The 26,989-nt window shown below is 47.7% G+C and carries 30 protein-coding genes and 2 tRNA genes; 25 read left to right on the forward strand and 7 right to left on the reverse strand.

What is annotated here, in order from left to right; genetic code table 11:
* The 14 genes from QUE65_RS02475 to nagZ all read left to right on the forward strand — a co-directional run bounded on the left by QUE65_RS02475 (position 1) and on the right by nagZ (position 13,375).
* On the forward strand, positions 1-987 hold the full coding sequence (locus tag QUE65_RS02475; RefSeq protein WP_286282400.1) for a beta-ketoacyl-ACP synthase III: 987 nt from the start codon (positions 1-3) through the stop codon (positions 985-987).
* A gap of 15 nt (positions 988-1,002) precedes the next feature.
* Positions 1,003-1,941 carry an ACP S-malonyltransferase gene (gene fabD, locus QUE65_RS02480; RefSeq protein ID WP_286281673.1) on the forward strand — a complete coding sequence of 313 codons (939 nt, stop codon included), beginning with the start codon at positions 1,003-1,005 and terminating at the stop codon, positions 1,939-1,941.
* 18 nt (positions 1,942-1,959) lie between these two features.
* Positions 1,960-2,703, forward strand: coding sequence for a 3-oxoacyl-ACP reductase FabG (gene fabG, locus QUE65_RS02485; protein ID WP_286281675.1), 744 nt, complete (start codon positions 1,960-1,962; stop codon positions 2,701-2,703).
* A 79-nt stretch (positions 2,704-2,782) separates the two neighbouring features.
* Positions 2,783-3,025: an acyl carrier protein gene (gene acpP / locus QUE65_RS02490; protein WP_108508000.1), complete on the forward strand. Its 243-nt coding sequence runs from the start codon at positions 2,783-2,785 to the stop codon at positions 3,023-3,025.
* A 19-nt stretch (positions 3,026-3,044) separates the two neighbouring features.
* Entirely contained in the window at positions 3,045-4,292 is a 1,248-nt protein-coding gene (gene fabF / locus QUE65_RS02495; RefSeq protein ID WP_286281676.1) for a beta-ketoacyl-ACP synthase II, read from the forward strand.
* Between the two features lie 47 nt (positions 4,293-4,339).
* Positions 4,340-5,809, forward strand: coding sequence for a DegQ family serine endoprotease (locus QUE65_RS02500; RefSeq protein WP_286281677.1), 1,470 nt, complete (start codon positions 4,340-4,342; stop codon positions 5,807-5,809).
* Positions 5,810-6,006: 197 nt separating this feature from the next.
* Entirely contained in the window at positions 6,007-7,815 is a 1,809-nt protein-coding gene (gene lepA, locus QUE65_RS02505; protein ID WP_215372506.1) for a translation elongation factor 4, read from the forward strand.
* Positions 7,812-8,615 (forward strand): signal peptidase I, encoded by an 804-nt coding sequence (gene lepB / locus QUE65_RS02510; protein ID WP_286281678.1) that lies wholly within the window; start codon positions 7,812-7,814, stop codon positions 8,613-8,615. Before lepA ends, lepB begins: the two co-directional genes overlap by 4 nt.
* Positions 8,615-9,406, forward strand: a complete 792-nt coding sequence (gene rnc / locus QUE65_RS02515; protein ID WP_215371693.1) for a ribonuclease III — start codon at positions 8,615-8,617, stop codon at positions 9,404-9,406. The genes lepB and rnc overlap by 1 nt, the downstream gene beginning before the upstream one ends.
* A gap of 43 nt (positions 9,407-9,449) precedes the next feature.
* The gene (gene era, locus QUE65_RS02520; RefSeq protein WP_458574776.1) at positions 9,450-10,370 is read left to right on the forward strand and encodes a GTPase Era; all 921 of its coding nucleotides are present in this window, start codon (positions 9,450-9,452) and stop codon (positions 10,368-10,370) included.
* A complete protein-coding gene (gene recO, locus QUE65_RS02525; protein ID WP_286281681.1) occupies positions 10,371-11,105 on the forward strand; it encodes a DNA repair protein RecO in 735 nt (244 codons plus the stop codon).
* A gap of 26 nt (positions 11,106-11,131) precedes the next feature.
* Positions 11,132-11,863 carry a pyridoxine 5'-phosphate synthase gene (gene pdxJ / locus QUE65_RS02530; RefSeq protein WP_286281682.1) on the forward strand — a complete coding sequence of 244 codons (732 nt, stop codon included), beginning with the start codon at positions 11,132-11,134 and terminating at the stop codon, positions 11,861-11,863.
* The gene (gene acpS / locus QUE65_RS02535) at positions 11,860-12,294 is read left to right on the forward strand and encodes a holo-ACP synthase (RefSeq protein WP_286281683.1); all 435 of its coding nucleotides are present in this window, start codon (positions 11,860-11,862) and stop codon (positions 12,292-12,294) included. The genes pdxJ and acpS overlap by 4 nt, the downstream gene beginning before the upstream one ends.
* 4 nt (positions 12,295-12,298) lie before the next feature.
* The gene (nagZ, locus tag QUE65_RS02540; protein WP_286281684.1) at positions 12,299-13,375 is read left to right on the forward strand and encodes a beta-N-acetylhexosaminidase; all 1,077 of its coding nucleotides are present in this window, start codon (positions 12,299-12,301) and stop codon (positions 13,373-13,375) included.
* Here nagZ and efp read toward each other — a convergent pair.
* Positions 13,372-13,932 carry an elongation factor P gene (gene efp / locus QUE65_RS02545; protein ID WP_286281685.1) on the reverse strand — a complete coding sequence of 187 codons (561 nt, stop codon included), beginning with the start codon at positions 13,930-13,932 and terminating at the stop codon, positions 13,372-13,374. The two genes, nagZ and efp, sit on opposite strands and share 4 nt — an antisense overlap.
* 79 nt (positions 13,933-14,011) lie before the next feature.
* Positions 14,012-15,055 (reverse strand): elongation factor P maturation arginine rhamnosyltransferase EarP, encoded by a 1,044-nt coding sequence (gene earP, locus QUE65_RS02550; protein WP_286281686.1) that lies wholly within the window; start codon positions 15,053-15,055, stop codon positions 14,012-14,014.
* Between earP and uvrC the strand changes: the two genes are divergently transcribed.
* The 5 genes from uvrC (at position 15,054) to QUE65_RS02575 (ending at position 18,361) form a co-directional block, all read left to right on the forward strand.
* Positions 15,054-16,934, forward strand: a complete 1,881-nt coding sequence (gene uvrC, locus QUE65_RS02555; RefSeq protein ID WP_286281688.1) for an excinuclease ABC subunit UvrC — start codon at positions 15,054-15,056, stop codon at positions 16,932-16,934. The genes earP and uvrC overlap by 2 nt on opposite strands.
* Positions 16,935-16,964: 30 nt before the next feature.
* Complete coding sequence (pgsA, locus tag QUE65_RS02560) at positions 16,965-17,534, forward strand: CDP-diacylglycerol--glycerol-3-phosphate 3-phosphatidyltransferase (protein ID WP_215371710.1); 570 nt, start codon at positions 16,965-16,967, stop codon at positions 17,532-17,534.
* A 65-nt stretch (positions 17,535-17,599) separates the two neighbouring features.
* Positions 17,600-17,675 (forward strand) — tRNA-Gly (locus QUE65_RS02565).
* 72 nt (positions 17,676-17,747) lie between these two features.
* Positions 17,748-17,821 (forward strand) — tRNA-Cys (locus tag QUE65_RS02570).
* A gap of 81 nt (positions 17,822-17,902) precedes the next feature.
* Complete coding sequence (locus tag QUE65_RS02575; RefSeq protein ID WP_215371712.1) at positions 17,903-18,361, forward strand: hypothetical protein; 459 nt, start codon at positions 17,903-17,905, stop codon at positions 18,359-18,361.
* Here QUE65_RS02575 and lexA read toward each other — a convergent pair.
* Positions 18,358-19,062: a transcriptional repressor LexA gene (gene lexA / locus QUE65_RS02580; protein ID WP_215371714.1), complete on the reverse strand. Its 705-nt coding sequence runs from the start codon at positions 19,060-19,062 to the stop codon at positions 18,358-18,360. The two genes, QUE65_RS02575 and lexA, sit on opposite strands and share 4 nt — an antisense overlap.
* 64 nt (positions 19,063-19,126) lie before the next feature.
* On the opposite strand from lexA, the gene QUE65_RS02585 reads away from it, so the two are divergent.
* The 6 genes from QUE65_RS02585 to dnaB all read left to right on the forward strand — a co-directional run bounded on the left by QUE65_RS02585 (position 19,127) and on the right by dnaB (position 23,166).
* The gene (locus QUE65_RS02585) at positions 19,127-20,116 is read left to right on the forward strand and encodes an asparaginase (protein ID WP_286281692.1); all 990 of its coding nucleotides are present in this window, start codon (positions 19,127-19,129) and stop codon (positions 20,114-20,116) included.
* Between the two features lie 102 nt (positions 20,117-20,218).
* A complete protein-coding gene (gene rpsF, locus QUE65_RS02590; protein ID WP_215371718.1) occupies positions 20,219-20,590 on the forward strand; it encodes a 30S ribosomal protein S6 in 372 nt (123 codons plus the stop codon).
* Positions 20,591-20,635: 45 nt separating this feature from the next.
* On the forward strand, positions 20,636-20,938 hold the full coding sequence (gene priB / locus QUE65_RS02595) for a primosomal replication protein N (RefSeq protein WP_286281693.1): 303 nt from the start codon (positions 20,636-20,638) through the stop codon (positions 20,936-20,938).
* Positions 20,939-20,950: 12 nt separating this feature from the next.
* Complete coding sequence (gene rpsR, locus QUE65_RS02600) at positions 20,951-21,232, forward strand: 30S ribosomal protein S18 (protein ID WP_215371720.1); 282 nt, start codon at positions 20,951-20,953, stop codon at positions 21,230-21,232.
* Between the two features lie 13 nt (positions 21,233-21,245).
* Positions 21,246-21,698, forward strand: coding sequence for a 50S ribosomal protein L9 (gene rplI, locus QUE65_RS02605; RefSeq protein WP_286281694.1), 453 nt, complete (start codon positions 21,246-21,248; stop codon positions 21,696-21,698).
* 64 nt (positions 21,699-21,762) lie between these two features.
* On the forward strand, positions 21,763-23,166 hold the full coding sequence (dnaB, locus tag QUE65_RS02610; RefSeq protein ID WP_286282401.1) for a replicative DNA helicase: 1,404 nt from the start codon (positions 21,763-21,765) through the stop codon (positions 23,164-23,166).
* Here dnaB and QUE65_RS02615 read toward each other — a convergent pair.
* From QUE65_RS02615 to QUE65_RS02630, 4 genes are all read right to left on the reverse strand, one after another.
* Positions 23,163-23,696, reverse strand: coding sequence for a C40 family peptidase (locus QUE65_RS02615; RefSeq protein ID WP_286281695.1), 534 nt, complete (start codon positions 23,694-23,696; stop codon positions 23,163-23,165). The two genes, dnaB and QUE65_RS02615, sit on opposite strands and share 4 nt — an antisense overlap.
* The gene (locus tag QUE65_RS02620) at positions 23,677-25,341 is read right to left on the reverse strand and encodes a PhoH family protein (protein ID WP_286281697.1); all 1,665 of its coding nucleotides are present in this window, start codon (positions 25,339-25,341) and stop codon (positions 23,677-23,679) included. Before QUE65_RS02620 ends, QUE65_RS02615 begins: the two co-directional genes overlap by 20 nt.
* A 220-nt stretch (positions 25,342-25,561) precedes the next feature.
* A complete protein-coding gene (locus tag QUE65_RS02625; protein WP_286281698.1) occupies positions 25,562-26,029 on the reverse strand; it encodes a peroxiredoxin in 468 nt (155 codons plus the stop codon).
* A 21-nt stretch (positions 26,030-26,050) separates the two neighbouring features.
* Positions 26,051-26,986 carry a polysaccharide deacetylase family protein gene (locus QUE65_RS02630; protein WP_286281699.1) on the reverse strand — a complete coding sequence of 312 codons (936 nt, stop codon included), beginning with the start codon at positions 26,984-26,986 and terminating at the stop codon, positions 26,051-26,053.
* Positions 26,987-26,989 lie beyond the last annotated feature (3 nt).

Below are 26,989 nucleotides of genomic sequence, written 5' to 3' on the forward strand. Positions count from 1 at the left end.
ATGGGTCGATTTGCTCGGATTGCAGGGACCGGCAGTTACTTGCCTGAATTAAGGCTAAGTAATCAAGATTTGGTTGACCGTTTGGCCAAAGAGGGCGTTGAGTCTAGTGATGATTGGATTAAAACCCGCAGCGGTATCTCGGCGAGGCATTTTGCTGCTGCTGATCAGTTGACCAGTGATTTGGCGGTCAAGGCAGCTCAACTTGCCATCATGGAAGCGCAATGGAATGCCGCTGATATTGAGTTAATTATTTTGGCAACCTCCACACCCGATCACCTCGGTGGTTTTCCAAGCACTGCATGTGTGATTCAGGACAAACTGGGTCTCACCAACGGTTGTGCTGCTTTTGATGTGCAGGCGGTGTGTGCTGGGTTCTCGTATGCCTTGAGCACCGCAGATGCCTTTATTCGTGCTGGTATGTATCAAAAGATCTTAGTTATTGGGGCCGAAGTGTTCTCTCGAATCCTTGACTTCAAAGACCGCGGTACGTGCGTCTTGTTTGGAGATGGTGCGGGCGCAGTTGCGCTTGAGGCCTCCGATCAGGCCGGAATCTTGGCGAGTGCTTTACATGCTGATGGCAGTCAACGTGACATCTTGTGCATTCCCGGGCGGGCAAGCTGCGGTGGGATTGAAGGCATTCCTTTTTTACATATGGATGGCCAAGCCGTCTTTAAATTAGCGGTTAAGGTGTTAGAACAGGTTGCCCACGAGGTTTTGCAAAAGGCCAATATGCAGCCTGAGCAAATTGACTGGCTTGTTCCGCACCAAGCTAATATTCGGATTATGGAAGGAACTGCACGCAAAATGGGAATGTCCATGGACCGAGTGATTGTTACCGTTAATGAGCATGGCAACACTTCTGCAGCCTCCATTCCCTTGGCGCTTGACCATGGTATCCGATCGGGTCAAATTAAGCGCGGTCAACACATCCTTCTTGAGGGTGTTGGCGGTGGCTTTGCTTGGGGCGCTGTGGTGTTGCGTTATTAATGAGAAAAAATTGATATGACATTTGCATTTGTATTCCCAGGACAAGGCTCACAATCAGTGGGCATGCTCAACTCGTTAGCTTCGCGAACGGAAGTTCATGCCACCTTGCAAGAGGCATCCGATGCCCTGGGTGAGAACATTAGTAAGTTAATTGCAGAGGGACCCGCTGAGGCCTTAGCTTTAACCACGAACACCCAGCCAGTGATGCTTACTGCGGGCGTTGCCTGTTATCGAGCCTGGTTGGCCTCTGGTGGACCGAAACCTAGCGTGGTTGCAGGGCATAGCCTAGGAGAGTATTCAGCCTTAGTTGCTGCAGGCGTGATTCGTTTTAAAGACGCGCTCCCTTTGGTGCGATTTCGGGCACAAGCCATGCAATCAGCAGTGCCAGTCGGCACAGGTGGCATGGCTGCAATCTTGGGACTTGATGATCAGCAGGTGATCGAAGTATGCGCTCTCGCCAGCAAGGAGAGTGGAAAGGTCGTTGAGGCTGTTAATTTCAATGCCCCAGGTCAAATTGTGATTGCCGGTGCTACTGAGGCAGTTAGTAAGGCTTGCGAGCTTCTCAAAGCCGCTGGCGCAAAGCGTGCCTTGCCGCTTCCAGTCTCCGCCCCATTTCACTCCTCGCTCCTGCAGCCTGCATCGGAAAAACTCAAGGCCTATTTAGAGAGCATTGAATTTCATCCACCTTGTATCCCGGTCATCAACAATGTGGACGTCACGGTTCTGGATAATCCAGATCTAATTAAAGATGCATTAGTTCGTCAAGCGGCTAAGCCGGTTCGCTGGCAAGAGACAATTCGTGCAATGGCCGATCGCGGAGTCACACGGGTTGTGGAGTGCGGCCCTGGCAAAGTGTTAGCAGGATTGACAAAACGGATTGATGATCGACTTCAGGGAATGGCGATTATCGATGACTCAAGCTTGATGGATGCATTGCAACAATTAAAAACCTAATCGAAATCCGAAATCCTTATGAATCTAGACTTAAATAATCAAGTGGCACTAGTAACTGGTGCGTCTCGAGGTATCGGGCAGGCGATTGCTGATGAATTGGCGTCTTGCGGCGCTACTGTAATCGGCACTGCAACCTCCGAGTCGGGTGCCAATGCAATCTCCGAGCGATTAAGGACTCACAAGGGGGTTGGCAAAGTTCTGAATGTTACTCAAGGGGCTGCTTGTGAAGCCATGATTGAAGATATCGTCAAGCAATTTGGGCGTATTGATATTTTGGTTAACAATGCAGGCATTACCAAAGATCAATTGGCGATGCGAATGAAGGACGATGAGTGGTCCGATGTCATTTCCACTAATCTGAGTTCGGTATTTAAGTTATCTCAAGCGGTATTACGACCCATGATGAAAGCGCGATCGGGCCGGATTATTAATATCACATCGATTGTCGGTCATATGGGTAATGCCGGTCAGGCAAACTATGCGGCTGCTAAAGCTGGGGTCGCTGGCATGACCCGCGCCTTAGCGCGCGAGATTGGGAGCCGTAATATCACGGTTAACTGTGTGGCCCCCGGGTTTATTGATACCGATATGACCCGCGCTTTGAGCGAGGATCAGCAAAATAGCCTTAAGGCCAACATTCCATTAGCTCGCTTAGGCACCCCTGAGGATGTCGCCCAGGCAGTTGCTTTCTTGGCCTCGCCTGCAGCAGCCTACATTACCGGAAACACCCTGCATGTCAATGGTGGCCTATATCTGGCTTGAGTCTCCTGTTAAATTATCGCTGTCACAAACAAACTGATAAAATCCTTTAATTCGTTTTAACAAGTCCCGGAGGGAATGAATGGACAATATCGAACAACGCGTTAAGAAAATCGTGGCTGAGCAGTTAGGCGTACCAGAAGCAGACATCAAAAATGAGTCCTCTTTTGTGAACGACCTTGGCGCAGACTCTCTTGACACAGTTGAATTGGTAATGGCTTTAGAAGATGAGTTTGGTATTGAAATACCAGATGAAGAAGCCGAAAAAATTACCACTGTACAGCTTGCGATTGATTTCGCAAAAACGAAAGCTGGACAGGCTTAATACTTATCTAGGCTAAGCCGTGCCCGCATCAAATCAACCACGTCGCGTGGTGGTCACCGGCTTAGGTCTGATTTCACCAGTTGGTAATTCGGTCGCAACCGCGTGGGCTAACCTGATCGCGGGTAAAACTGGCATTGCCACGGTTACTAAGTTTGATCATTCAGCGCTGAGTGTGCATTTTGCTGGTGAGGTCAAGGATTTCAATGTCGAGGAGTACATCTCTGCTAAAGAGGCTCGGCACATGGATACCTTCATTCATTATGGAATAGCTGCTGGCACTCAGGCCATTAAAGATAGCGGCCTTGAGGTAACTGATCAAAATTCCGAGCGAATTGGTGTGCTGGTTGGTTCAGGAATTGGCGGCTTACCGATGATTGAGGATACCAATTCCGAGTTGCTTTCTCGCGGACCACGCCGAATTTCCCCGTTTTTCGTCCCAGGCTCCATCATCAATATGATTTCTGGGCATTTGAGCATCCTCTTTAATCTAAAGGGCCCAAATGTTGCAGCGGTGACTGCATGCACTACGGGTTTGCATAGCATTGGTTTGGCTGCCCGCTTGATTCAATATGGCGATGCAGATGTCATGATCGCCGGCGGTGCCGAATCGACAATCTCAGCATTGGGGATCGGCGGCTTTGCTGCCGCAAGAGCATTGTCAACCCGTAACGATGATCCCGCTACCGCTTCGCGCCCTTGGGATAAAGATCGCGATGGCTTTGTTTTGGGTGAGGGCGCCGGTGTCATGGTGCTCGAGGAGTACGAGCATGCCAAAGCGCGTGGCGCCAAAATTTATGCGGAGTTATGTGGCTTTGGTATGAGTGGTGACGCTTATCACATGACTGCGCCCAATATGGATGGCCCACGCCGTTGCATGGTTAATGCAATGCGCGATGCGGGAATTACGGCAGATCAAATTCAGTATGTAAATGCTCACGGTACGTCAACACCATTAGGCGACAAAAACGAGACTGACGCCATCAAAGCAGCATTGGGTGACCACGCTAAAAAGGTAGTGGTAAATTCCACCAAATCGATGACGGGGCATTTATTGGGTGGCGCTGGCGGACTAGAATCAGTCTTTACAGTTCTTGCATTGCACCATCAAAAATCACCACCCACCATCAATATCTTTAATCAAGACCCTGAATGTGATCTTGATTATTGCGCCAATACCGCAAGGGATCTCAAAATTGATTATGCGGTTAAAAACAATTTTGGATTTGGGGGTACCAACGGTACCTTGATATTTGGGAAAAAGCCCTAATATTGTCAGTATTGCAACTAATGGGTTGAGTTAACGCTCAATTTCGTATGAAAAAAATTCTATTGCTCGTTTTCTCAGTATTTAGCTGGGGAATCCTATCGTTCTCACCGACGGTCTCTTCTCAGACAAATACTCAGCCTCCACGGGTCGCGATTCCAGATTTTGTGGACCTGGTTGAAAAAGCGAGTCCTGCGGTCGTTAATATTCGCACTACCGAGAGAACTTCAAATCAACAGGCTCAAGGTTCTACCCCGGGCATACCCGATGAGCAAGCAGAATTCTTTCGCCGCTTTTTTGGAGTGCCACTTCCAGGGGCGCCAAATACGCCAAGAGGGCAAGGTAACCGACGGGGCCAACCGGAAGAAATTGAGCGCGGTGTTGGTTCGGGTTTTATTATTGATTCAAATGGAATTGTGATGACCAATGCGCACGTGGTTGAGGGCGCAACAACGATTTATGTCACCTTAACGGATAAGCGCGAGTTCAAAGCAAAACTCTTGGGCGCAGATAAGCGAACCGATCTGGCAGTTCTTAAGATTGATGCCACGGGCTTGCCAAAATTACCTCTTGGCGATTCCTCGAAGGTGAAGGTGGGTGAGTGGGTTGTTGCGATTGGCTCTCCCTTTGGTCTAGAAAATACGGTGACCGCTGGGATTGTGTCGGCAAAAAGTCGTGATACGGGCGATTACTTGCCGTTCATTCAGACCGATGTTGCCGTTAATCCAGGAAATTCTGGTGGGCCACTATTAAATACGGCAGGTCAAGTGATTGGTATTAATTCTCAAATCTTTAGTCGCTCGGGTGGCTATATGGGGATTTCATTTGCAATTCCAATCGATGAGGCCATCCGGGTTGCCGATCAACTGAGAACTACCGGGCGTTTAGTGCGCGGACGAATTGGTGTGGCGATTGGCGAAATTAATAAAGAAGTGGCCGAAAGTCTAGGTCTTGGTAAACCGCGCGGCGCTTTTGTCCGCAATGTTGAGCCTGGAGCGCCTGCTGCTAAAGGTGGTATTGAAGCCGGTGACGTGATTTTGAGTTTTAATGGTCGCGATATCAACAAGTCCACTGATCTACCTCGCATTGTTGGTGAGACTAAACCCGGTACCTCTGCAACAGTTAGGGTTTGGCGTAAAGGAGCGAATCGTGATTTAACGGTCGTGGTTGCGGATGCGGAGCCTGATAAAGCCGTTGCCCGAAAGTCGGAGACCCCTGCCCCACAAGCGGGAACTGCAAACAAATCCTTGGGCATCAGTGTTGCTGAACTTACTGAGGCTAAAAATAAAGAGTTGGGCGGTAAAGGTGGTGTAGAAATTACCAACGTTGGGGATGGGGCTGCAGCGAGAGCCGGCTTACGGGCTGGTGATGTGATTGTTCGAATCGGGGATGCGGATATCCCCGGGATTAAGCAATTTGAGTCCGTCACCAAAGCCCTTGACCCTAGTAAGGCGGTCCCTATTTTCGTGCGTCGCGGTGATGCCACGATCGTGGTACCGATCCGACCTGCCCAGAAATAAATCCTGCTTAGTACCTAATTGATGGGGAGGGGTGACCACAAGTCACCCCTTTTTCTTTGGTTATTTCCCTTGAAGGTTAGGGAAAAGCGCTGATTTTTTCTCTCCCAGTACAATATGGAAAAGACATCTTATTGCAGCGCATCATTGTGTTGCGTTGCGACAAGGCGTTTTATCAATACCCCAATCGAATAGCGCCAATGGATCACATCCGTAATTTCTCCATCATTGCCCATATTGACCATGGTAAATCGACCCTAGCTGATCGCATTATTCAGCTCTGCGGCGGTCTCTCCGATCGTGAGATGGAGGAGCAGGTTCTTGATTCTATGGATATTGAGCGTGAGCGCGGAATCACGATTAAGGCTCAAACTGCTGCGCTCAGCTACAAGGCCAAAGATGGGAAGACCTATAACCTCAACTTGATTGATACGCCAGGGCACGTGGATTTCTCTTATGAGGTCAGCCGTTCACTCTCTGCGTGTGAAGGGGCATTATTAGTTGTCGATGCCAGTCAAGGTGTAGAGGCGCAAACGGTTGCCAACTGCTACACCGCAACCGAATTGGGTGTTGAAGTAATCCCAATCCTAAACAAAATTGATTTACCTTCTGCGGATCCAGAGTCGGCTAAGAAAGAGATTGAGGATGTGATTGGGATTGATGCGACCGATGCCACCACCTGTTCCGCTAAAACAGGATTAGGTGTTGCTGATGTCTTAGAAGAAATGATCCGGCGTGTACCGGCACCTAAAGGTGATGCCACACAAGCTTTGCAAGCGCTCATTATTGACTCATGGTTTGATAACTATGTGGGTGTGGTGATGTTGGTCCGGGTTGTAAATGGAACCTTAAAACCAAAAGACAAAATTAACTTGATGGCTACCGGCTCCACCCACCTGGTGGAGCAAGTTGGTGTTTTTACTCCTAAGTCAGTGACTCGTCCACAACTTAGTGCCGGTGAGGTCGGTTTCATTATTGCTGGCATCAAAGAACTGAAGGCAGCCAAAGTGGGTGATACCGTAACCCATGCGTCCGGTCAACAGGGTCGCACCCCTGCACCACAGCCACTTCCTGGTTTTAAAGAGGTTAAGCCACAAGTGTTTGCTGGTTTGTATCCCGTGGAAGCAAATCAATACGATGCCTTGCGTGAGTCTTTGGAAAAGCTCAAATTAAATGATGCTTCCTTGCAGTTTGATCCAGAGGTCTCTCAAGCCTTAGGGTTTGGATTTCGTTGCGGCTTCTTGGGTTTATTGCATATGGAAATTGTGCAAGAGCGTTTGGAGCGTCAGTTTGATATGAGCTTGATTACAACTGCACCGACGGTTGTTTATCAGGTTGAGCAGCGCGATGGTACGAATGTGGTGGTAGATAACCCCTCCAAAATGCCTGATCCCAGCAAGATTGAAACGATCTTAGAACCAATCGTTACGGTTAATTTATACATGCCTCAAGAGTATGTGGGCTCAGTGATTACCTTGTGTACGGGTAAACGGGGCATTCAAACCAATATGACTTATTTAGGCCGTCAAGTGCAACTCACTTATGAGTTACCGATGGCAGAAATCGTGTTGGATTTCTTTGATCGCCTGAAATCGGTATCACGGGGTTATGCCTCCATGGACTATGAGTTTAAAGAGTATCGACCAGCCGATGTGGTGAAGGTTGATATCTTGATTAATGGGGATCGGGTTGACGCCTTATCCATTATTGTGCATCGAAGTAATAGCCAATCGCGTGGCCGTGAAGTGGTTGCGAAGATGCGCGGCATTATTCCAAGACAAATGTTTGATGTGGCGATTCAAGCGGCAATTGGTAGCAATATTATTGCCAGGGAAAACGTCAAGGCTTTACGAAAGAATGTGTTGGCGAAGTGCTATGGCGGTGACATCACCCGTAAGCGCAAATTACTGGAGAAGCAAAAAGAGGGTAAGAAGCGTATGAAACAGGTCGGAAATGTAGAAATTCCGCAAGAAGCATTTTTGGCAATTCTTCAGGTAGAAGAAAAATGAACTTTGCCCTCATCTTATTCATTCTGGCGATCATTACGGGCATCGCATGGGTTGCCGATAAACTCTACTTTGCTCCGCAACGCAAAGCTGCCGGAATTGAGCGGATGCCACTTTGGCTGGAGTATTCGGCAAGTTTCTTCCCAGTTATTTTGGCCGTATTCATACTGCGCTCATTTTTGATTGAGCCCTTTAAGATTCCATCGGGATCGATGATTCCGACCTTACAGATTGGCGATTTCATCGTGGTAAACAAATACACCTACGGTATTCGGTTGCCGGTGATTAATCAGAAAATCATTGATATCGGGACCCCAAAGCGTGGTGATGTGGTTGTCTTTCGTTATCCCAAGGATCAGTCGGTTGATTACATCAAACGCGTGATTGCGATTCCTGGTGATGACATTCTTTATGAGGATAAAAAGGTCACCATTAACGGTAAGCTACTTCAATATACGGGTGGAGCCCCATACCTTGATCCTGAGAGCATGCGGTATGCCAAGCTTTTCCAAGAGAGTTTTCCAGCCGATCTTGGCGGTAACGCACACGAGATATTGAATGATCCCGACCGCAGTACGATCTATCAAGGTGAGAGTTTTCCTGGATCGGAGAACTGCCAATACCAAGGAACAGCCTTGCGCTGTAAGGTCCCAGCAGGTCATTATTTTGTCATGGGTGATAACCGTGACAACAGTTTAGATTCCCGATTTTGGGGATTTGTGCCCGATCAGAATTTAGTAGGCCGAGCCTTTTTCATTTGGCTCAATATGGGCTCCTTAGGTCGGATTGGAAGTTTTCAGTAATGAATGCTCGGGCAACGCTCGATCTTGGTCCATTGCAGGATCGTTTGGCCTATCAATTTAAAAAGCCCGAATTATTAAATCAAGCATTGACCCATCGCAGTCATAGCAAAAAGAATAATGAGCGCCTCGAGTTTTTAGGGGATTCAGTATTGAATTGTGTGGTGGCCGAGATTCTTTATGAGCGTTACGCCGACCTCGACGAGGGTGATCTATCGCGAGTACGAGCAAATCTGGTGAAACAACAGGCACTCTATGAGATTGCTCAAGCTTTAATGCTATCGGACTATCTTAAGCTTGGCGAGGGGGAATTAAAAAGTGGTGGTTTTCGCAGGCCCTCAATCCTAGCGGATACGCTCGAAGCAATTGCCGGCGCAATTTTTATTGATGGAGGTTTTGAGGCAGCTAAGGCAAGCTTGCGTAAACTGTACTCCACCATCTTGCAAAATGTGGATCCTAAAACCTTGGGTAAGGATGACAAAACCTTGCTGCAAGAGTATTTGCAAGGCTTTCAGTTGCCTCTGCCTACATATAATGTGGTGGCCACGACTGGTGCCGCTCACAATCAGCAGTTTGAGGTCGAATGCATTATTCCCAATCTAAAAGTAAGTGTTAAAGGGGAGGGCGCATCACGACGCGCTGCAGAACAGGGCGCAGCAAAAATTGCTCTGGTCGCTGTGCAAAAAGCGTTGCCTCAAGAGTCGCGTAAACCCAAGAAGACCCGCGCTGCGAAAAAGAAAGCTGCCAAAGCCGATCCGGTTAAAGGCCAACTTCCTCTTAAATTAAAGGATTGATGTGTTCAAGTGCGGCACGATCGCATTAGTGGGCAGGCCCAATATGGGTAAATCGACCTTACTAAATGCACTCGTAGGGCAGAAAATTAGTATTACCTCGCGCAAAGCGCAAACAACCCGCTACCGAATTGCTGGGGTACAAACGCGCGAGCACGCGCAATTTATCTTTATGGACACCCCGGGGTTTCAGACGCGGGTCATGAATACACTCAACCAAACCCTTAATCGAACGGTGACCAGTACTTTGCACGACGTCGATGTGATCTGTTTCATTGTAGAGGCGGGTTACTGGGGTGCTGATGATGTCAAGGTTTTACGATTATTACCAAATGACAAGCCAGTACTATTAATTGCAAATAAGTTTGATTTATTTGCGTCGCGTTTTGATGATTCACAGGATCGTGATTTAGCACTTTTTGAGTTCATGAAAAAAATGGCACAGCCATGGGGAACGATCGCTCAGCAAACGAAGGGGTGTGAGGTAGAAAACCTAGAGAGCCCCGAACAAACTTTTGCCGAAGTTGTTCCAATGAGTGGCAAGAATAAAGATGATATTGAACGCCTACTCGATGTGATTACGGAGTACCTACCTGAGGGGGAAGCGCGATACGAGTCCGATACGCTGACCGATCGAAGTGAGCGCTTCATGGCCGCTGAGATTTTACGAGAGAAGGTATTTCGCTATACCGGTGATGAGTTACCTTACTCAAGCTCTGTGGTGATTGATCAATTTAAGCTTGATGGCACCATGCGACGCATTGCTGCAACCATTTTGGTGGATCGCGACAGTCATAAAGTGATGATTATTGGTCAGAAAGGTGAGCGGTTGAAGAAGATTTCAACCGAAGCCCGTTTGGATATGGAAGCATTATTTGGCAGTAAGGTTTTCTTAGAAACCTGGGTTAAGGTTAAACGGGGATGGGCCGATGATCTTGCTGAACTGCGTGCACAGGGTTTGGAATAAATGGCAGGGACTCGCGTTCTAGATGAGCCGGGATTTGTTCTGCATAGCATCCCGTATAAAGAAACAAGCCTTATTTTGGATGTATTTACTCGTACGCACGGACGGCTCGCATTAATTGCCAAAGGCGCGAAGCGGCCTCATTCGAGTTTGCGACCAGTTCTGCAGCGCTTCCAGCCTTTACTGATTTCTTGGAGTGGCAAATCCGAACTTCGAACCCTCACCAAGTCGGAATGGGTCGGAGGTTCCCCTGCCTTAGTTGGGGATGCGCTTTTGTGTGGTTTTTATCTTAATGAGCTATTGGTCAAGTTTTTAGCTAGAGAGGATGCGTACGAGTCACTCTACGATCATTATGCAAATACAGTTTATGCACTTTCTCAAATCGAATCTTCTGGAACAACTATCGAGCAAACCTTAAGACCCTTTGAGCTGACTCTTTTGCGTGAGACTGGGTATGCGGCAGCCCTTGATCATTGTGTGGAGACCCACTCCCAACCAGTCAATGGCGAGCGATATGTGTATCAGCCTGAGAAAGGAATTCGTCCATGGCAGCCCGATGATCCCAATCATTGGCCAGTACTTGAGGGGTCGGTATTGCGAGCCATGGCGCAAGGCGACTTTTCTGGGCCTGAGACCCTTAGCCAGAGTAAGCAACTAATGCGTTTCCTATTGAGTATTCATTTGCAAGATCAAACGCTAACCACCCGTCAGATCTTGATCGACCTAAAAAAGATCTAATCAGGAGTAAGGCTTTAATATTAGTTATGGTCCCACTTGAGCTCGGAATTAATATTGATCATGTAGCAACCGTGCGTAACGCTCGAGGCACGTACTACCCTGATCCAATAGTCGCGGCACGAATTGCGGAAGAGGCAGGTGCAGATTTAATTACCTTGCATTTGCGTGAGGATCGCCGTCATATCAAAGATGCTGATTTGTTTGCACTCAGACCACTGATTCGTACCCGTATGAACTTGGAATGTGCCATTACACCGGAGATGCTGGGTATTGCGATTCAGGTTAAGCCGCAGGATGTGTGCTTGGTCCCCGAGAAGCGGACCGAGGTCACCACCGAGGGAGGTCTCGATGTTTTAACCCATCGCGATCAAGTACGCTCTGCCATCGAACAACTTCACTTTGCCGGTATTCGGGTATCGCTTTTTATTGATCCGGATACTCGCCAAATTGATGCCGCTTGGGAAATCGGAGCCTCCGTGATCGAATTGCATACTGGCGCGTATGCCGATGCCAAAGAAGATCGCCAATCGTTTGAGCTAGAGCGAATTGTAGAAGCTGCACGCCATGCAAAGAATTTGGGTTTTCGGGTCAATGCAGGGCATGGTTTAAATGAGCAAAACGTTCAACCCATTGCCAAAATCCCTGAAATCAGTGAACTCAATATTGGGCATGCCATCATTGCTGAGGCTATTTTTAAAGGTCTTCCAAATGCAATTCGCGATATGCGCAGACTCATGAATGAGGCGCGTGGACGATGATTATCGGAATTGGTACCGATCTCTTGCAGATGGGCCGTTTACAGGCGGCGTATGAACGCACTCAAGGGCGCTTGGCCAAGAGGGTTTTGGGAGACGAGGAATATCTGGTGTTTCAGCAGCGACTTGGCCGTAATTACAAACGGGGGATGGCATATTTGGCCACCCGTTTTGCTGCTAAGGAGGCCTTTTCAAAAGCAATTGGCTTAGGTATGCATATGCCAATGAGTTGGCGGTCTTTGCAAACCCTTAATGAGCCAAGTGGTAAGCCGTATACAAAATATTCAGGTGCACTATTACAGTTTATGGAAGATAAACAATGGCATGCGCATGTGACAGTAACTGACGAGCAAGAAATGGTGATGGCTTTTGTGGTCGTGAGTTATGGTACACCCATTGTCACCACCTTTGATCCACAAAATTATCTAGGCTGAGACCGTGGCAACCCAAAAAAAATCGACTCATAACCCAGGCCCCATTATTTTGGATGTTGAGGGGCTTACCTTAAATCAACACGATATCCGAAGAATTCAGCACCCTCTGACGGGAGGTGTGATCTTATTTGGACGGAACTTCCAATCTCGTAAACAATTAACTGCACTTACCAAGTCAATCAAACAAGTCCGCGCTGACATTCTGATTTGCATTGATCACGAGGGCGGTCGAGTACAACGTTGTAAGACGGATGGCTTTACGCACCTTCCAGCCATGCGCCGCCTAGGCGATCTATGGATGCGAACTGGACCCCAAGCAAGCTCCGCTATTACTGCGATGAAAGTAGCCACAGCAAGCGGCTATGTGCTTGCAACTGAGCTTAGAGCGTGTGGGGTTGATTTTAGTTTTACCCCAGTATTAGATCTGGATTATGGTCGTAGTGGCGTTATCGGAGATCGCTCATTCCATCGCAACCCAGAAATTGTGTATGTTTTAGCAAAAAGCTTAAATGAGGGGCTTCGCTTAGGCGGTATGGCTAATTGCGGTAAGCACTTTCCGGGGCATGGTTGGGCTAAGGCAGATTCCCATGTTGCCATCCCCAAAGACGAGCGCTCACTTAAAGCCATTGAGAGTGATGATATAAAACCCTACGAGTGGCTCGATATCAGCCTTGCATCGGTGATGCCTGCTCACGTCATTTATCCAAAGGTTGATACTTTGCCCGCTGGCTTTTCCAGCATTTGGTTGCAAACCATCTTACGAAAAAAACTAAAGTTTAATGGCGTAATTTTTAGTGATGATCTCTCTATGGAGGGGGCTAGTATTGCTGGTGATGTGGTGCAAGGTGCTCAATTAGCACTTAAGGCAGGATGTGACGCAGTACTAATTTGTAACCGCCCCGATCTTGCTGATCGCTTACTCAATGAACTAAGCGTTACTCCAAAAAAACACACGGAGTCTTCAATGCGGCTCAAGAAATTATTTCCGAAGAGTGAATCCCAGTCCTGGGATGAATTGCAGAAAGACGCTGAGTACCTGCATGCCAAGGATTTACTAAAAACCCTTGGCCTTATTGATTAATTTGCGCGGCTACGATATTCGCCCGTACGGGTATCAATCTCAATCTTGTCTCCAGTGCTACAGAACAAGGGAACTTGAATCTCAAAGCCAGTTGCAATTTTGGCGCTTTTAAGAACCTTACCAGAACTGGTGTCACCTTTTACAGCTGGTTCGGTATAGGTGATCTCACGTACAACTGTGGTGGGTAATTCCACGGAAATGGCGCGGCCGTCATAGAAAACAACCTCAACCGCCATACCTTCCTCAAGATAATTCAGTGAATCACCCATATTGTCTTTCTCGACCTCGTATTGGTTGTAGTCGCCATCCATAAAGGTATACATCGGGTCTGCAAAATAGGAGTAGGTGCATTCTTTCTTTTCAAGAATAACAACATCAAATTTATCGTCTGCTTTGTAAACGCCCTCATTGGGAGCAGCAGTGAGTAAGTTCTTGTACTTCATTTTGACCACAGCAGAGTTGCGACCAGAGCGGCTGTATTCGTGTTTTTGGACCACCATGGGGTCACCATTAATCATGACAACATTACCCACGCGGAGTTCTTGAGCGATTTTCATAATAATTCCTGATATTTACGGATATTGACCCCTATTGGAGCCAATTGATTCAAACCCAGCATTTTAACTGGTTAATGATTTAACTGACAAACTTCACCAATCTGCCCACCAAGCCACCATCGGATTGTCGGTCAATTAAAGCGCTTTGCCAGTGTTTTGCGTGTTCTGTCCATGCCGGTAGATTGTTCCACCAGTCTTGGCCGCTCTGCCATTCCATTGCTTCTGTAATCAGGTCCTGCAGTTGTGGCGTAACACCCTCGAGATAAAGATCTAAAAAAGCCTTGAGCTTTGTATGATGAGCCCCATCATCCTGGGGATAGATATTCCAAATGAAGGGTTTCCCGGCCAACTGTGCTCGAATAAACGAATCTTCCCCACGCACTATATTGAAGTCACAATGTGCCAAGAGCCAGTCGTAATCATCTTGAGGTATGAATGGCATCGAGATGAGATTTAAATTGAGCCATTGGTGATGTTGTAGGTTAAGTAATTGGGCATTACCAAATGCCAAAAAAATATCAAAGGATTCTTGCAATTGATTGAGGTTCGCGAGCCATTCTTTAATTGGCGCCCCTGGATAGGAAAAAATACTAATCTTTTTTGAGTGGGGGCGAGACTGTTCCCAAATTACCTTTAGACTTTTTGGGCAGTGTTCTGGATCATGCTTTGGAATCGGATCAAGCAGCAGGCCTCCAGTATTGGCTTGGAATCCTGGGAAGAAGAAGTATTTTTGTAAGCCATGCGTATTTGGGGATGCTTTGCCATGAAAATCGGCAACCCATGGCTCTGCGCTTAAATATTCAAGGTGAATAAGGATGGGCTTATGCGGTGTAACCAAGATGGTATTGAGATAGCGAGTAGGCAGTTCACATGAAAACGCCTGGATCACAACATCGGGTAGTTCCGGTGGATGGCGAGCATTTTGATAACTGGCTTCCCAAGGAAGGATCTTGATGCCTTTGAGATGGGATTGCCCCATTGTGATTAGCTGTAAGGTAGGCAAATCATCGCAAAATAGGCGTATATTTTGATCATATTGAGTTGCCAATGATCGCGCTAGACGCCAACAAATACCAGCATCACCATAGTTATCGATAATTTGGCAGAAAATATCCCAACGCATGACTAATTTACTTCCTGAATCCTTAAGTAATGATTTAAAGGGACTCCCTGGACTGCCAGGTGTGTATCGCTTTTTTGATGAATCAGGGCATATCTTATATGTTGGTAAAGCCAAGGATCTTAAACGGCGAGTCTCAAGCTATTTTCAGAAAAAAAACCATTCCCCCCGAATTGAGCGGATGGTCAAGCGCATTATCCGTTTTGAAATCACCATTACCCGTACCGAAACCGAGGCTTTGATTCTTGAAAATAATCTGATTAAAGAATACAACCCGCCGTTCAATATTCTATTTAGGGATGACAAATCCTATCCATATCTCATGCTAACAGGGCATGATTTTCCTCGTTTGGCCTCATATCGCGGCAAGGTTGATCGTCGTCATCGTTACTTTGGGCCATTCCCAAATTCATGGGCAGTTCGTAATAGTGTTCAAATTTTGCAAAAAGTCTTTCGTCTTCGAACCTGTGAGGACACAGTATTTCGTAACCGTAGTCGTCCCTGTCTCTTGCATCAAATTCATCGTTGCAGCGCACCGTGCGTTGGTAAATTGAGCAAGGAGCAATACGCTTTGGATGTTGGTCAAGCATTGCGCTTCTTAGAGGGTAACCATCAAGTTGTCCTCGCTGAATTAGAAAAAGAGATGGAAAAATACAGTACGGCCATGGAGTTTGAGATGGCTGCTGTAATTCGTGACCGAATTGCTGATCTATCCAACATTCTTCAGCAGCAGGCGATGGATACCGTGGCTGAGGGGGAGGGTGATGTAGATATTTTGGCGGCTGCCGAAATCGATGGCCAAATTTGTGTCAATTTAGCCATGGTTCGTGGTGGACGGCACTTAGGGGATCGTGCATATTTCTCCAAGAGCAATAGAGCTTTTGCAGATGAGCCAATTGATTTACAAAATATTCTTGAGACATTTATTCAGCAACACTATTTATCGACGGACTCGTCTTCTGAGCTGGCTGTGATCACACCCCCCGTGATGATTACGAACGTGCCATTAAAGGGTGAGCGTGCCGAGGTGATCTGTCAAGCACTGCTAGATCGCTCAGCTCGACCCATTTCGTTTCTATACCAACCACAGGGTCAGCGCAAGCATTGGTTAGCAATGGCTGAAGGTAACGCCAAGATCGCCCTACTGCGTCGCATTGCCGAAGCGGGGGGACAGCTTGCGCGAGTACGAGCTCTTACCGATGCGCTTGGTATTGATTTAGAGCAACTTGATCAATTACGTATTGAATGCTTTGATATTAGTCACACATCGGGAGAGGCCACCCAAGCATCGTGTGTTGTGTTTGCCAAAAATGAATTACAGGCAAGTGAGTATCGACGTTTCAATATCACTGGAATTACACCGGGAGACGATTACGCAGCAATGCAGCAAGTATTACAACGCCGCTACGCACACTTTCAGGAAATCCCGGTTGATAAAGTGCCGCAGCTTGTCTTGATTGATGGTGGCAAGGGTCAGGTTGATGTGGCCAGAAAGGTCTTTAGTGAACTTGGAATTGATATTGGGCTGATTGTGGGTGTCGCCAAAGGTGAAGATCGTAAGATTGGCTTGGAGACTCTGATCTTCGCCGATGAGCGTGAGCCGATTCGATTGGGTTTGGATAGCCAGGCACTCATGCTAATTGCTCAGATTCGAGACGAGGCGCATCGTTTTGCGATTACTGGAATGCGTGCGAAGCGTGCAAAGGCAAGAACTGTTTCTAGGCTTGAGGAGATGGAGGGGATTGGGGCGAAGCGTCGACAAAAACTGTTGGCGCGCTTTGGTGGGCTGCGTGGCGTTGCGAATGCGACGGTTGAAGAATTAGCCAGCGTTGAAGGAATTTCTCAAACCTTGGCTGAGCAAATTTACCGACAGCTCCATTGATGGATCAATTAAATCGTTTATTCTCCAAAAATGCCATTTAACTTGCCCATTGCCTTGACCTGGTTGCGGGTTGCAGCCATCCCATTATTGGTAGGCATTTTCTATTTACCCAATGATTGGTTATCGTTGACCGAGAAAAATATACTCTCTACCGGACTTTTTGTTTTTGCAGCGATTACCGATTGGTTAGATGGATTTTTGGCGCGACGCATGAACCAAGAGTCGGCTTTCGGGCAGTTTTTAGATCCCGTAGCCGACAAGTTAATTGTGGCTGCTGCCTTACTCGTATTATTGAATTTGGATCGAGTGCAGGCCTGGGTAGCGTTGGTCATCATTGGGCGTGAGATCACAATTTCTGCGTTGCGGGAGTGGATGGCTCAAGTCGGCGCCTCGCGCAGCGTTGCGGTGCACATGGTCGGTAAGTTAAAAACCACGGCCCAGTTAATCGCGATCCCATTCTTGCTATTTAATGGTCAAATTTTGGGAATGCATAGTTCCCTTTTAGGGACTTGGCTAATTTGGATTGCTGCCTTTTTAACGCTCTGGTCAATGTTTTACTACCTACAAAAGGCGTTGCCACAACTCACCAATAAGCCGTAATACCAAGAAATTTTGCTCATTGGGGCCCAATCCCTGAATCTTTGCTAAACTGTCGATCCTGTAATGCGGGAATAGCTCAGTTGGTAGAGCGCAACCTTGCCAAGGTTGAGGTCGCGAGTTCGAGCCTCGTTTCCCGCTCCATTCATTGATGGGAAGCCCCAAAAGCTTCCCATTTTGTTTGAGTTGAAGTTTGGTGTATTCCAAATCAACTAGGGCGCGTTGGCCGAGTGGTTAGGCAGGAGCCTGCAAAGCTTCGTACGGGGGTTCGATTCCCTCACGCGCCTCCACCCAATGTTCTTGACGAATCAACCCGCTGCCCTAAAATAAAGGGAGTTGGTATTTTTACCCATCAGTCTTGGAAACTAACCATGAATCGATTCATCACCAAAACACATATCGTTGCCCTTGCTGCCGCTGCGATGCTGGGCGCTTGTGCTACCGGCGATAGTCCGACGGGAACCCAAGAAGAGATTAATCAAATCCAGTCGCAATTGCTTGGTGATATGCCATTGCCAGCTGGAGCCAAAATTATGGGATCCGATTCTTTAATCATTGGTCGCGGCGATGGCTGGGTAGGCCGCGTCAACATTAGTGCACTACAAGGTGCAACCGATGTATATGCCTTTTTTCAGTCTGAGTATCCCAAGGCGGGGTGGACTACGGTTACAGCAACTAAAGCAAAAACCAGTTTCTTGGTCTTCACAAAGGGTGATCGTACTTGTGCGGTTGAGATTAATGAGGGATCATTGGCCGGTCCCAAATCAATCATCACGATCACTTCTTCGCCTAAAAATGCGAATGTGATAGCGCCGACCCGTAAACCTTAAAGACCGTTGGCTCGGATTAATCCTACTGCTTGACCCTCTAGGGCAAAGTTAGAGTCTGCACGAACGATAATGTGCTCAAAATCAGGATTTTCAGCCTGGAGTTCTAAGTAGGAACCGTTAGCCCCTTTCTTTTGCTGGAAGCGTTTTACGGTAACTTCATCATCGATGCGAGCAACCACAATATCGCCATTGCGCGCTTCCGTTGTCTTTTTAACCGCTAAATAGTCACCATCGAGAATGCCTGCATCACGCATGCTCATTCCTTTGACGCGCAGTAAGTAGTCTGCACCTTTGCTAAATAAGCTGGGGTCAACTGGAACTTGTTTTTCGATATGTTCAATGGCGGTGATGGGTGAGCCCGCAGCAACTCGACCAATTAATGGCAGGGTGAGTTGTTGCAAACTTCCCGAGGGTAAATTCAGTTGACGAAAATTTTTACCTTGCGAAACAGGCTGCGTGTTTGTGACCCGAATACCTCGTGATGTTCCAGGGCTTAATTCGATATACCCCTTTTTGGCTAATGCACGCAGATGCTCCTCTGCAGCATTGGCTGAAGCAAAACCGAGTCGGTTAGCAATTTCAGCTCGGGTGGGAGGGAGACCACTTTCTTCAATGGCTAAAGTAATGAGCCCTAATATCTCCTCCTGCCGAGCGGTCAGTTTTGGTAGGGATGGACTTTCAATCACTGTATTTATGTTCATACTGAGATTGTATACAGTAAAAAATGGCATTTCAAGAACTTTTGCTTGGTTGGATAATGCCAAAATGTCAAATTCCTCAAACTCCCCATTTATTTTGGTAATTGGTACCGGCGGCACGATTGCTGGTCTCACAACCGACTCAGGCAATGGGGGTTATCAAGCTGGTCAAGTGCCGATTGCAACCCTTTTAGCCCAAATTGAAACAAAATTTTCTATAAAAAACATACAGTTATCTAATATTGATAGCTGTGACATGAGCGAGTCTCTATTAAGCAAATTAGGACTCCAGGTTCGTGCGGGGCTTGCAGATCCCAAAGTAATGGGAATTGTTATTACCCATGGCACCGATACGATGGAAGAAACCGCTACTTTCTTGGAGCTTGTCTGCGGAGGATATTCCAACAATTTGGGCAAAAAAGTAGTTTTGACTGGATCAATGCTGCCTTCAGATCACCCAGAGGCAGATGGTCCTCGAAATTTATCCGCTGCGATTGAGTTTGCGGGGGAGGGGGGTGGTCCAGGTGGAGTTTGGGCTGTCATGGGCTCCAAGCCAGTACCAGGGCTTCGTTTAATAAAGGGGCATAGTTCGCGTGTCGACGCCTTTCTTGAAGAAACCCTACCGAACGGTTGGACTCAAGTTAGTAACGACTTACCCATACCACCAGATAATCAATGGCCATGGGTAGAAATTATTACTAGCCATTCGGGTGCTATACCGGACACCATCCGACTACTTCGAGATCGGGGGGTTCAGGGTATTGTTTTAGCGGGTACCGGGGCTGGAACCGTTCACGAGAACCTTGCGCCCGCTCTGGAGCAGTTTATGGAGGCTGGTGGAGCCGTAGTGCGTGCCTCCCGAATCGGTAGGGGCTATGTCGGTGGCACTCTCGCTAATGGTCGATTAGGAATGGCCCTCGGTGCAGGCTTTTTAACCCCTGCAAAAGCCCGTATCGCACTGCAGCTAGCCTTGTTCGCCACTGCTCAACCGGGTGCTAAGACATTGAGTTGGCAAGATTATTTTGCTAGAATAGTGGGCTTATCGGAAGTTCGGTAAGTTATTTTTACAATTTGTTCCACCCTTGCTGCACTGGTGCTTAGTTCTTGACAGCGGAATTAAGCAAGACGCCTAGGCAGTTTTATCCATAAGGAGTGATTAATGCGTCATTATGAAATCGTTTTTATCGTCCATCCGGACCAAAGCGAGCAGGTTCCAGCGATGATTGATCGCTATAAGTCGATCCTAACCACCCATGGTGGCAAAGTGCATCGCATCGAAGATTGGGGCCGTCGTCAAATGGCTTACATGATCGACAAGCTTGCTAAAGCCCACTACGTTTGCATGAATATTGAATGCGATCAAAAAACGCTTGAAGAACTCGAGCATGCATTCAAGTTCAATGATGCCGTTCTGCGTCACCTAATCGTTAAGATGAAGAAGGCTGAGACTGAGCCATCCATCATGATGAAAGAGGTGCAGCGTGAAGAAGCTCGCAAACTAGCCCAAGCTGATGCACCAGCAACAGCCTAATTATTGTTGAAAAGGAGGCTTTGATTCGTAAAAGTCGGTCTGATTGTGAAGCGTAGTTCAAATCTTCTCATCCTGACTGCTTCTCTGATCGCAAAAGACGCCATTCGATACACCCCAGCTGGTTTGCCAGTCATTCATTGTCAACTGCATCATGATGGTGAAGTTGCCGAAGCAAACCAAATGCGGCAAGTCCGGATGAATGTTGAGGCAGTAGCGATTGGCGATATCCATCACGAGTTAGTAACGATGGATTTGGGAGCAACAGCGAAGTTTGAAGGATTTTTAACGCAAAAGACCTTACGAAATGAGCGCCTCGTTTTTCATATTACGAAGATTACATTGAATTAATAGGAAACCATTATGGCTTTTGGAAAAATGAACAAAAAGACAGACTTCAAAAAGAAGCCTGCACAAAACCCACTTTTTAAGCGTAAGCGCTATTGTCGCTTTACGGTTGGTGGTGTTGAGCAAATTGACTACAAAGATGTTGAGACGCTCAAGGACTTTATTGGCGAGAACGCTAAGATTACGCCAGCTCGTCTAACAGGTACCAAAGCGCTCTATCAGCGTCAGTTAGATACTGCGATCAAACGCGCTCGCTTTTTGGCATTATTGCCATTCTCAGATCAACATAAGAAATAATTAGGAGCCCATAATGCAAGTTATTCTGCTTGAGAAGGTAACCAATTTGGGCAACCTTGGTGATGTTGTCCGGGTTAAAGATGGTTTTGCCCGTAACTTTTTAATTCCCCAGCGCAAAGCGCGTCGCGCAACCGAGGCGGCGATTGCTGACTTTGCTGCACGTCGTGCTGATCTTGAGAAGATTGCTGCAGAGAAACTCGCGGCTGCACAAGCTATTGGCGAGAAGCTTAAAGGTTTAGTTTTGGAGATTGGTCAAAAGGCGGGTGTGGATGGCCGTTTGTTTGGCTCGGTAACCAATCATGACATCGCCGAAGCTTTAGCGAAAAAGAGTTTTCAGATCGAGAAAGCAGCAGTTCGGATGCCAACCGGTCCATTGAAAGTGGTCGGCGACCACCCAGTAGCAGTGGCTGTTCATACTGACGTTGTTGTTGATATCAATATTCGTGTGATTGGTGAGCAGGCCTAGTTGACTTCGGTACACTAGCTTCATGGCTGAATCTCGCAACCGTCCCGTACCGATGAGCCCAGGCATGCCTGGGCCTGGCGATGCGGTTGTGCAGGCTCTAAAAGTCCCACCCCATTCCGTCGAGGCTGAGCAATCGGTTCTCGGCGGTTTGCTTTTGGATAACACCGCATGGGATCGTTTAGGCGGCGTTCTCTCCGAGCGCGATTTTTATCGTAGTGAGCACGCCCTAATTTATCGCGTGATCGAACGTTTAATTGGCGATAACCGACCAGCTGATGTCATCACCGTGTTCGAGGCGATTAAGAATGAGCCTGAAGCGGATTTGATCGGTATCGATTATTTAAATTCCTTAGCGCAAAACACTCCAAGTGCAGCCAATATTAAGGGCTACGCAGAAATCATTCGTGATCGTAGTATCTTGCGACGTTTAATTGAAGTCTCAGACAGTATTGTTAATACGGCATTTATGCCTGAGGGCCGATCAGTTCGCACTTTGCTGGACGAAGCAGAATCACGCATCCTACAAATTGGTGAAGAGGGGAGTCGCAAAGCGGATTACCTCGAAATCGAGCCCCTCTTAAAGGCGGTCGTTGCGCGTATTGATGAGTTATATAACCGCGATGGTGGCAGCGACATCACTGGAATCGCAACGGGCTTTATTGATCTTGATAAACAAACCAGTGGTTTACAAAAAGGGGACTTAGTCATTGTGGCCGGCAGACCCTCGATGGGTAAGACCGCGTTAGCCCTTAATTTTGCTGAGAATGTGGCATTGCATGAAGGGCTTCCAGTAGTAGTATTTTCGATGGAGATGTCAGGAGCGCAATTGGCAACTCGTTTACTCGGATCGGTTGGTCGAGTTGATCAAAGCCGGATGCGAACGGGTAAATTAAATGATGACGAATGGCCTCGGGTCACAGATGCGATTGCTCGACTAAGTAACACCCAAATCCTCATTGATGAGACTGGATCGTTGACGTGCCTTGAGTTGCGAGCGCGGGCTCGCCGCATTGCGCGTAATTATGGCGGCACTCTAGGAATGGTTGTGGTTGATTACCTGCAATTAATGAGTGGTAGCACCGGCGGTAGTGGTGAAAATAGGGCCACTGAAATTTCTGAGATTTCACGTTCCTTAAAGTCACTAGCTAAAGAGCTGCAGTGCCCAGTGGTGGCTTTATCTCAGCTAAACCGTGGTCTTGAGCAACGCCCTAACAAGCGACCTGTGATGTCCGACCTGCGCGAGTCTGGGGCGATTGAGCAAGACGCGGATTTAATTCTGTTTATTTATCGTGATGAGGTGTATCACCCCGATACTACTACCGATAAAGGCGTTGCTGAAGTCATTATTGGTAAGCAACGTAACGGTCCGATTGGAACTGTCCGCCTGAGTTGGCAAGGGCAGTTCACCAAGTTTGATAACTTGGCTCCCAATACGGCCTCGTATGGTGGCGGCTTTAGCCCCTTTTAATTACTTGTAATTCGGCGGGCTTCGGTATAACGCGCTGCCCAGTACGGCGAATCAATCCGTTCAAGGCGGACCGTTCCTCCTGCGCTGGGAGCGTGCACAAAACGACCTTGGCCGACATAAATTCCAGCATGGGAGTACCGTTCCCCAGTTGTATTAAAAAACACCAAATCCCCTGGCGCTGGAGGCTGTTGACCAATGCCGGTACCGACATTACTCATTTGCTGAATCGTTCTTGGTAGCTTGATACCCGAGCTATTCTGATAAACGTAAGCAATTAAGCCGCTGCAATCAAAACCGCCGGCTGGGGTATTGCCGCCATAGCGATAAGGCACCCCTACTAAACCCATGGCAGCGATCGAAATTCCCTCATTACCGACGCTCGTATCGTTTTTAAAGTGGGCGATACGAGGATTGCTTGGAGCTCCACTGGTTGTTCGTGTGGGAGGGGTGAAGCAAGCACTGAGTGTCAATACACTCAGTGCAACCACGACAGTAAGAAGTAAATTTTTGTTACAGGGCTTCAGCAGCATGATCGGCTAGTCGCGAACGTTCGCCACGAGCCAAGGTGATGTGACCACTGTGACGCCAACCCTTGAAGCGATCAACCACATAGGTGAGACCCGACGAACCCTCAGTGAGATAAGGAGTGTCGATTTGAGCAATATTTCCAAGGCACACAATTTTGGTTCCAGGACCAGCTCGCGTAACAAGCGTCTTCATCTGTTTGGGCGTTAAGTTCTGCGCTTCATCAATAATCAGAAATTTACTCACAAACGTACGACCCCGCATGAAGTTCATACTTTTAACCTTAATTCGAGAACGAATTAGTTCTTGAGTAGCAGCGCGACCCCACTCTCCCGCCGTGTCATCGCTGCGATGTAAAACCTCTAAGTTGTCGTCAAAAGCGCCCATCCAGGGCTGCATTTTTTCTTCCTCGGTGCCGGGTAAAAATCCAATATCCTCACCGACCGGAACAGTCGCTCGAGTAATAATGATCTCGTTATAGCGTTTGCTATCTAACACTTGCTCAAGGCCGGCAGCAAGGGCGAGCAAAGTTTTGCCGGTACCGGCTTGACCAAGAAGCGTGACAAAATCAATGTCAGGATTCATGAGCAGATTCATGGCAAAATTTTGCTCACGATTGCGCGCGGTAATGCTCCATACATTATTTTTCTGATGCGAGTAATCCTTCAGAGTTTGGAGTAGGGCAGTTTTACCGTTGATTTCACGCACGAGGGCATAAAAGGGTGTCGTGCCGTCTGGATTTTCTTGATAAACAAATTGATTGATGAGCATGCTGGGCACCAGTGGGCCAGTAACCCGATAGAACATCGTGCCGCTCTTGCCGTCGGCCCAACTTTCCATAGCTTTACCATGCTTGGGCCAAAAATCACTCGGTAGCGCCATCACACCCGAGTACATTAAATCTCGATCTTCTAAGACCTGGTCATTAAAGTAATCTTCAGCAGGAAGACCGAGAGCCCGAGCCTTGATGCGCATATTGATATCTTTGGATACCAAGACCACTTCTTGTTGCGGCTTTGCTTTTTGCAGATCACGCACCACCCCTAAAATGAGGTTATCGCCTTTACCCTCGGGCAGACCCTCGGGCAAAGGAGCATTGGAAAACTGGGTCTGAAAAAATAATCGCCCGGTTGCGTCCTGATTTCCTAATTTATTAAGCGGGATTCCTTCGTCGAGCTGACCGCTGGTACCGGCAATGAGTTGGTCGAGCGAGCGACTCACCATGCGCGCATTTCGAGCAACCTCACTCATTCCTTTTTTATGGTTATCAAGCTCTTCAAGCGTTGTCATCGGCAGGTATAAATCGTGCTCCTCAAACCGAAAGAGAGACGATGGATCATGCATTAATACATTGGTATCCAATACAAATAGACTTGGTGGACCTGTGCGCACCGTGCGCTTTGGCCGCTCTGGTTTGGAGTCCAACTGCTTTTCTAGGTGGTGGGCTGGAGCAATAGTCTTGATCTGTTCCAATGCTGCCTCGGCAGCGGACAGATCATCGTCTTCATCGATATTTGCTTCTACCTCTTGGGCCCAACTTGGCGCTAGTGCTTTTTTCATCTTTTTTGGGGGATTTTTAAGATCCGGTGTTTTCTGACGACTTAAATTGATTTGATCAGCAATTTGGGTGGGCAGTGGAGGTAATGGCATTCGAGGACTTCTCCTAAATGAAAAAACCGCCTACTAAGAGCGAAGGGCGGTTTTGAAGGATGATGCAGAGGGCGGGGTGATATGCACGATTTACAAGGGGGCCGGTGTCCCGTCGTGGCCTAGATAGACCCCGATGCGGGTTTAATGGCATCCATCGCTTACGGTGCATATAGCCATACTGTAACCCAAATTGATGTCTTTGCAAGTACCGTATAAATCCCTAGGACATTGCCTTGGCGGCAGTGAGTACCTCGGCCACATGGCCAGTCACCTTAATGCCACGCCACTCCTTTTGGAGAACGCCTTTGCTGTCAAAGAGGAAGGTGCTGCGGTCAACGCCTCGAACTTGTTTGCCGTACATATTTTTCATTTTGATGACATTAAAGATCGTGCACAGTTTTTCTTCGGTATCGGCAACCAATTCAAAAGGGAGACCTAGTTTTTGGCGAAAGTTCTCATGCGAACGCAAATTATCCCGTGACACCCCAACCACTAAGGCATTGGCTTGATTAAATGCATCAATGTGATCCCGAAACTCTCCCGCTTCAACGGTGCAGCCTGGCGTTGAATCTTTGGGATAAAAATAGAGTACTAGTTTTTTGCCTTGATACGCTTTTGGCGAGAAGGTGAGGTTTGATGTTGCCGGGATCTCACACATTGGCATCGTCTGCCCAATCTTAATTGTCATCGTAATTCCCCTCGTCAATGGTTATGTGAAATTAGTTGCATGGCGCATTTGGATCATCAGTTCACCGCTGCGATTGGCAATACTGCCATACTGAAATGGCTCAGTCGCTATTTTATCGAGTTGCCCAGTCGCCAGCCAAGAGCGGTGCAGTTGACCCATCGTAACCAGTTCGTGACCTTGCGCCAGCCACCCCTGGAGCAATGCTTTGAAGGCAGGCAACAACTTTTGCCCTTCCAGCTCAGCATGTAGGGTAAAGACTTGATCATTAGGATTGCTTTGAGTGAGCTCAAGAATTGCCTTAGCCGCCCCCAAAGCATCCCTTCCGTCCACTCCAATGAGTTCATCAAAGGTTGGCAACGTAGTGGGGTATTGCACATGCTTACTTCGCACGGAATTGAATTGAATACGGTAAGGTGCAAGATTGGGGGCGGAGCGACCATCGGAGGCATATTGCATGCCCCAATCGTCAAGTTGCTTCAGAGCTGCTTCATTCATTTGCCAGCCTGCAGCACCATGCGTTAGTGGAGGATGTTTAAAGATCTCACAAAAACGATCGTAGGCTTTTTGCATTTGGAGTCGAGCCCATGCTGCATCGCGTTGATAGACATGATCTTGCCAATAGACATGATCCCAGGTATGAATCCCCGTTTCATGACCAGCCTCATCAACGGCGCGCATTTCATGCGCAGCAGTTTTACCGATGTCAGGCGCCGGGAGAAGAACACCGTATAAAAGGGTTTTGATGCCATAGTGTTCCACCACCGAGGTGCGCGATACTTTCTTCAGAAAACCTGGACGGAAAATTCGTTTTAATGCCCAACCGGTATGGTCAGGACCCAGGCTAAATAAGAAGGTCGCCTGAATTCCGAGTTCCGCAAATAGTTTAGCTAGATTGGGCGTGCCAACTTGGGTTCCGAGTAAGGTATCAACATCAACCTTCAGAGCAATTTTTGCCATGGA

It is taken from the genome of Polynucleobacter sp. HIN8, assembly GCF_030297615.1.
Lineage (GTDB): Bacteria > Pseudomonadota > Gammaproteobacteria > Burkholderiales > Burkholderiaceae > Polynucleobacter.

Bases quoted from the DNA above. Each gene is read 5' to 3' on its own strand.
- lepB (WP_286281678.1), top strand. From the start codon at position 7,812: ATGAACTTTGCCCTCATCTTATTCATTCTGGCGATCATTACGGGCATC.
- QUE65_RS02585 (WP_286281692.1), top strand. From the start codon at position 19,127: ATGTCAAATTCCTCAAACTCCCCATTTATTTTGGTAATTGGTACCGGC.
- uvrC (WP_286281688.1), top strand. From the start codon at position 15,054: ATGACTAATTTACTTCCTGAATCCTTAAGTAATGATTTAAAGGGACTC.
- acpS (WP_286281683.1), top strand. From the start codon at position 11,860: ATGATTATCGGAATTGGTACCGATCTCTTGCAGATGGGCCGTTTACAG.
- QUE65_RS02630 (WP_286281699.1), bottom strand. From the start codon at position 26,986: ATGGCAAAAATTGCTCTGAAGGTTGATGTTGATACCTTACTCGGAACC.
- rpsF (WP_215371718.1), top strand. From the start codon at position 20,219: ATGCGTCATTATGAAATCGTTTTTATCGTCCATCCGGACCAAAGCGAG.
- pgsA (WP_215371710.1), top strand. From the start codon at position 16,965: ATGCCATTTAACTTGCCCATTGCCTTGACCTGGTTGCGGGTTGCAGCC.
- lepA (WP_215372506.1), top strand. From the start codon at position 6,007: ATGGATCACATCCGTAATTTCTCCATCATTGCCCATATTGACCATGGT.
- fabD (WP_286281673.1), top strand. From the start codon at position 1,003: ATGACATTTGCATTTGTATTCCCAGGACAAGGCTCACAATCAGTGGGC.
- efp (WP_286281685.1), bottom strand. From the start codon at position 13,932: ATGAAAATCGCTCAAGAACTCCGCGTGGGTAATGTTGTCATGATTAAT.
- QUE65_RS02475 (WP_286282400.1), top strand. From the start codon at position 1: ATGGGTCGATTTGCTCGGATTGCAGGGACCGGCAGTTACTTGCCTGAA.
- QUE65_RS02575 (WP_215371712.1), top strand. From the start codon at position 17,903: ATGAATCGATTCATCACCAAAACACATATCGTTGCCCTTGCTGCCGCT.
- QUE65_RS02625 (WP_286281698.1), bottom strand. From the start codon at position 26,029: ATGACAATTAAGATTGGGCAGACGATGCCAATGTGTGAGATCCCGGCA.
- dnaB (WP_286282401.1), top strand. From the start codon at position 21,763: ATGCCTGGGCCTGGCGATGCGGTTGTGCAGGCTCTAAAAGTCCCACCC.
- QUE65_RS02620 (WP_286281697.1), bottom strand. From the start codon at position 25,341: ATGCCATTACCTCCACTGCCCACCCAAATTGCTGATCAAATCAATTTA.
- rnc (WP_215371693.1), top strand. From the start codon at position 8,615: ATGAATGCTCGGGCAACGCTCGATCTTGGTCCATTGCAGGATCGTTTG.
- earP (WP_286281686.1), bottom strand. From the start codon at position 15,055: ATGCGTTGGGATATTTTCTGCCAAATTATCGATAACTATGGTGATGCT.
- fabG (WP_286281675.1), top strand. From the start codon at position 1,960: ATGAATCTAGACTTAAATAATCAAGTGGCACTAGTAACTGGTGCGTCT.
- recO (WP_286281681.1), top strand. From the start codon at position 10,371: ATGGCAGGGACTCGCGTTCTAGATGAGCCGGGATTTGTTCTGCATAGC.
- QUE65_RS02500 (WP_286281677.1), top strand. From the start codon at position 4,340: ATGAAAAAAATTCTATTGCTCGTTTTCTCAGTATTTAGCTGGGGAATC.
- QUE65_RS02615 (WP_286281695.1), bottom strand. From the start codon at position 23,696: ATGCTGCTGAAGCCCTGTAACAAAAATTTACTTCTTACTGTCGTGGTT.
- rplI (WP_286281694.1), top strand. From the start codon at position 21,246: ATGCAAGTTATTCTGCTTGAGAAGGTAACCAATTTGGGCAACCTTGGT.
- era (WP_458574776.1), top strand. From the start codon at position 9,450: ATGGGTAAATCGACCTTACTAAATGCACTCGTAGGGCAGAAAATTAGT.
- lexA (WP_215371714.1), bottom strand. From the start codon at position 19,062: ATGAACATAAATACAGTGATTGAAAGTCCATCCCTACCAAAACTGACC.
- rpsR (WP_215371720.1), top strand. From the start codon at position 20,951: ATGGCTTTTGGAAAAATGAACAAAAAGACAGACTTCAAAAAGAAGCCT.
- acpP (WP_108508000.1), top strand. From the start codon at position 2,783: ATGGACAATATCGAACAACGCGTTAAGAAAATCGTGGCTGAGCAGTTA.
- pdxJ (WP_286281682.1), top strand. From the start codon at position 11,132: ATGGTCCCACTTGAGCTCGGAATTAATATTGATCATGTAGCAACCGTG.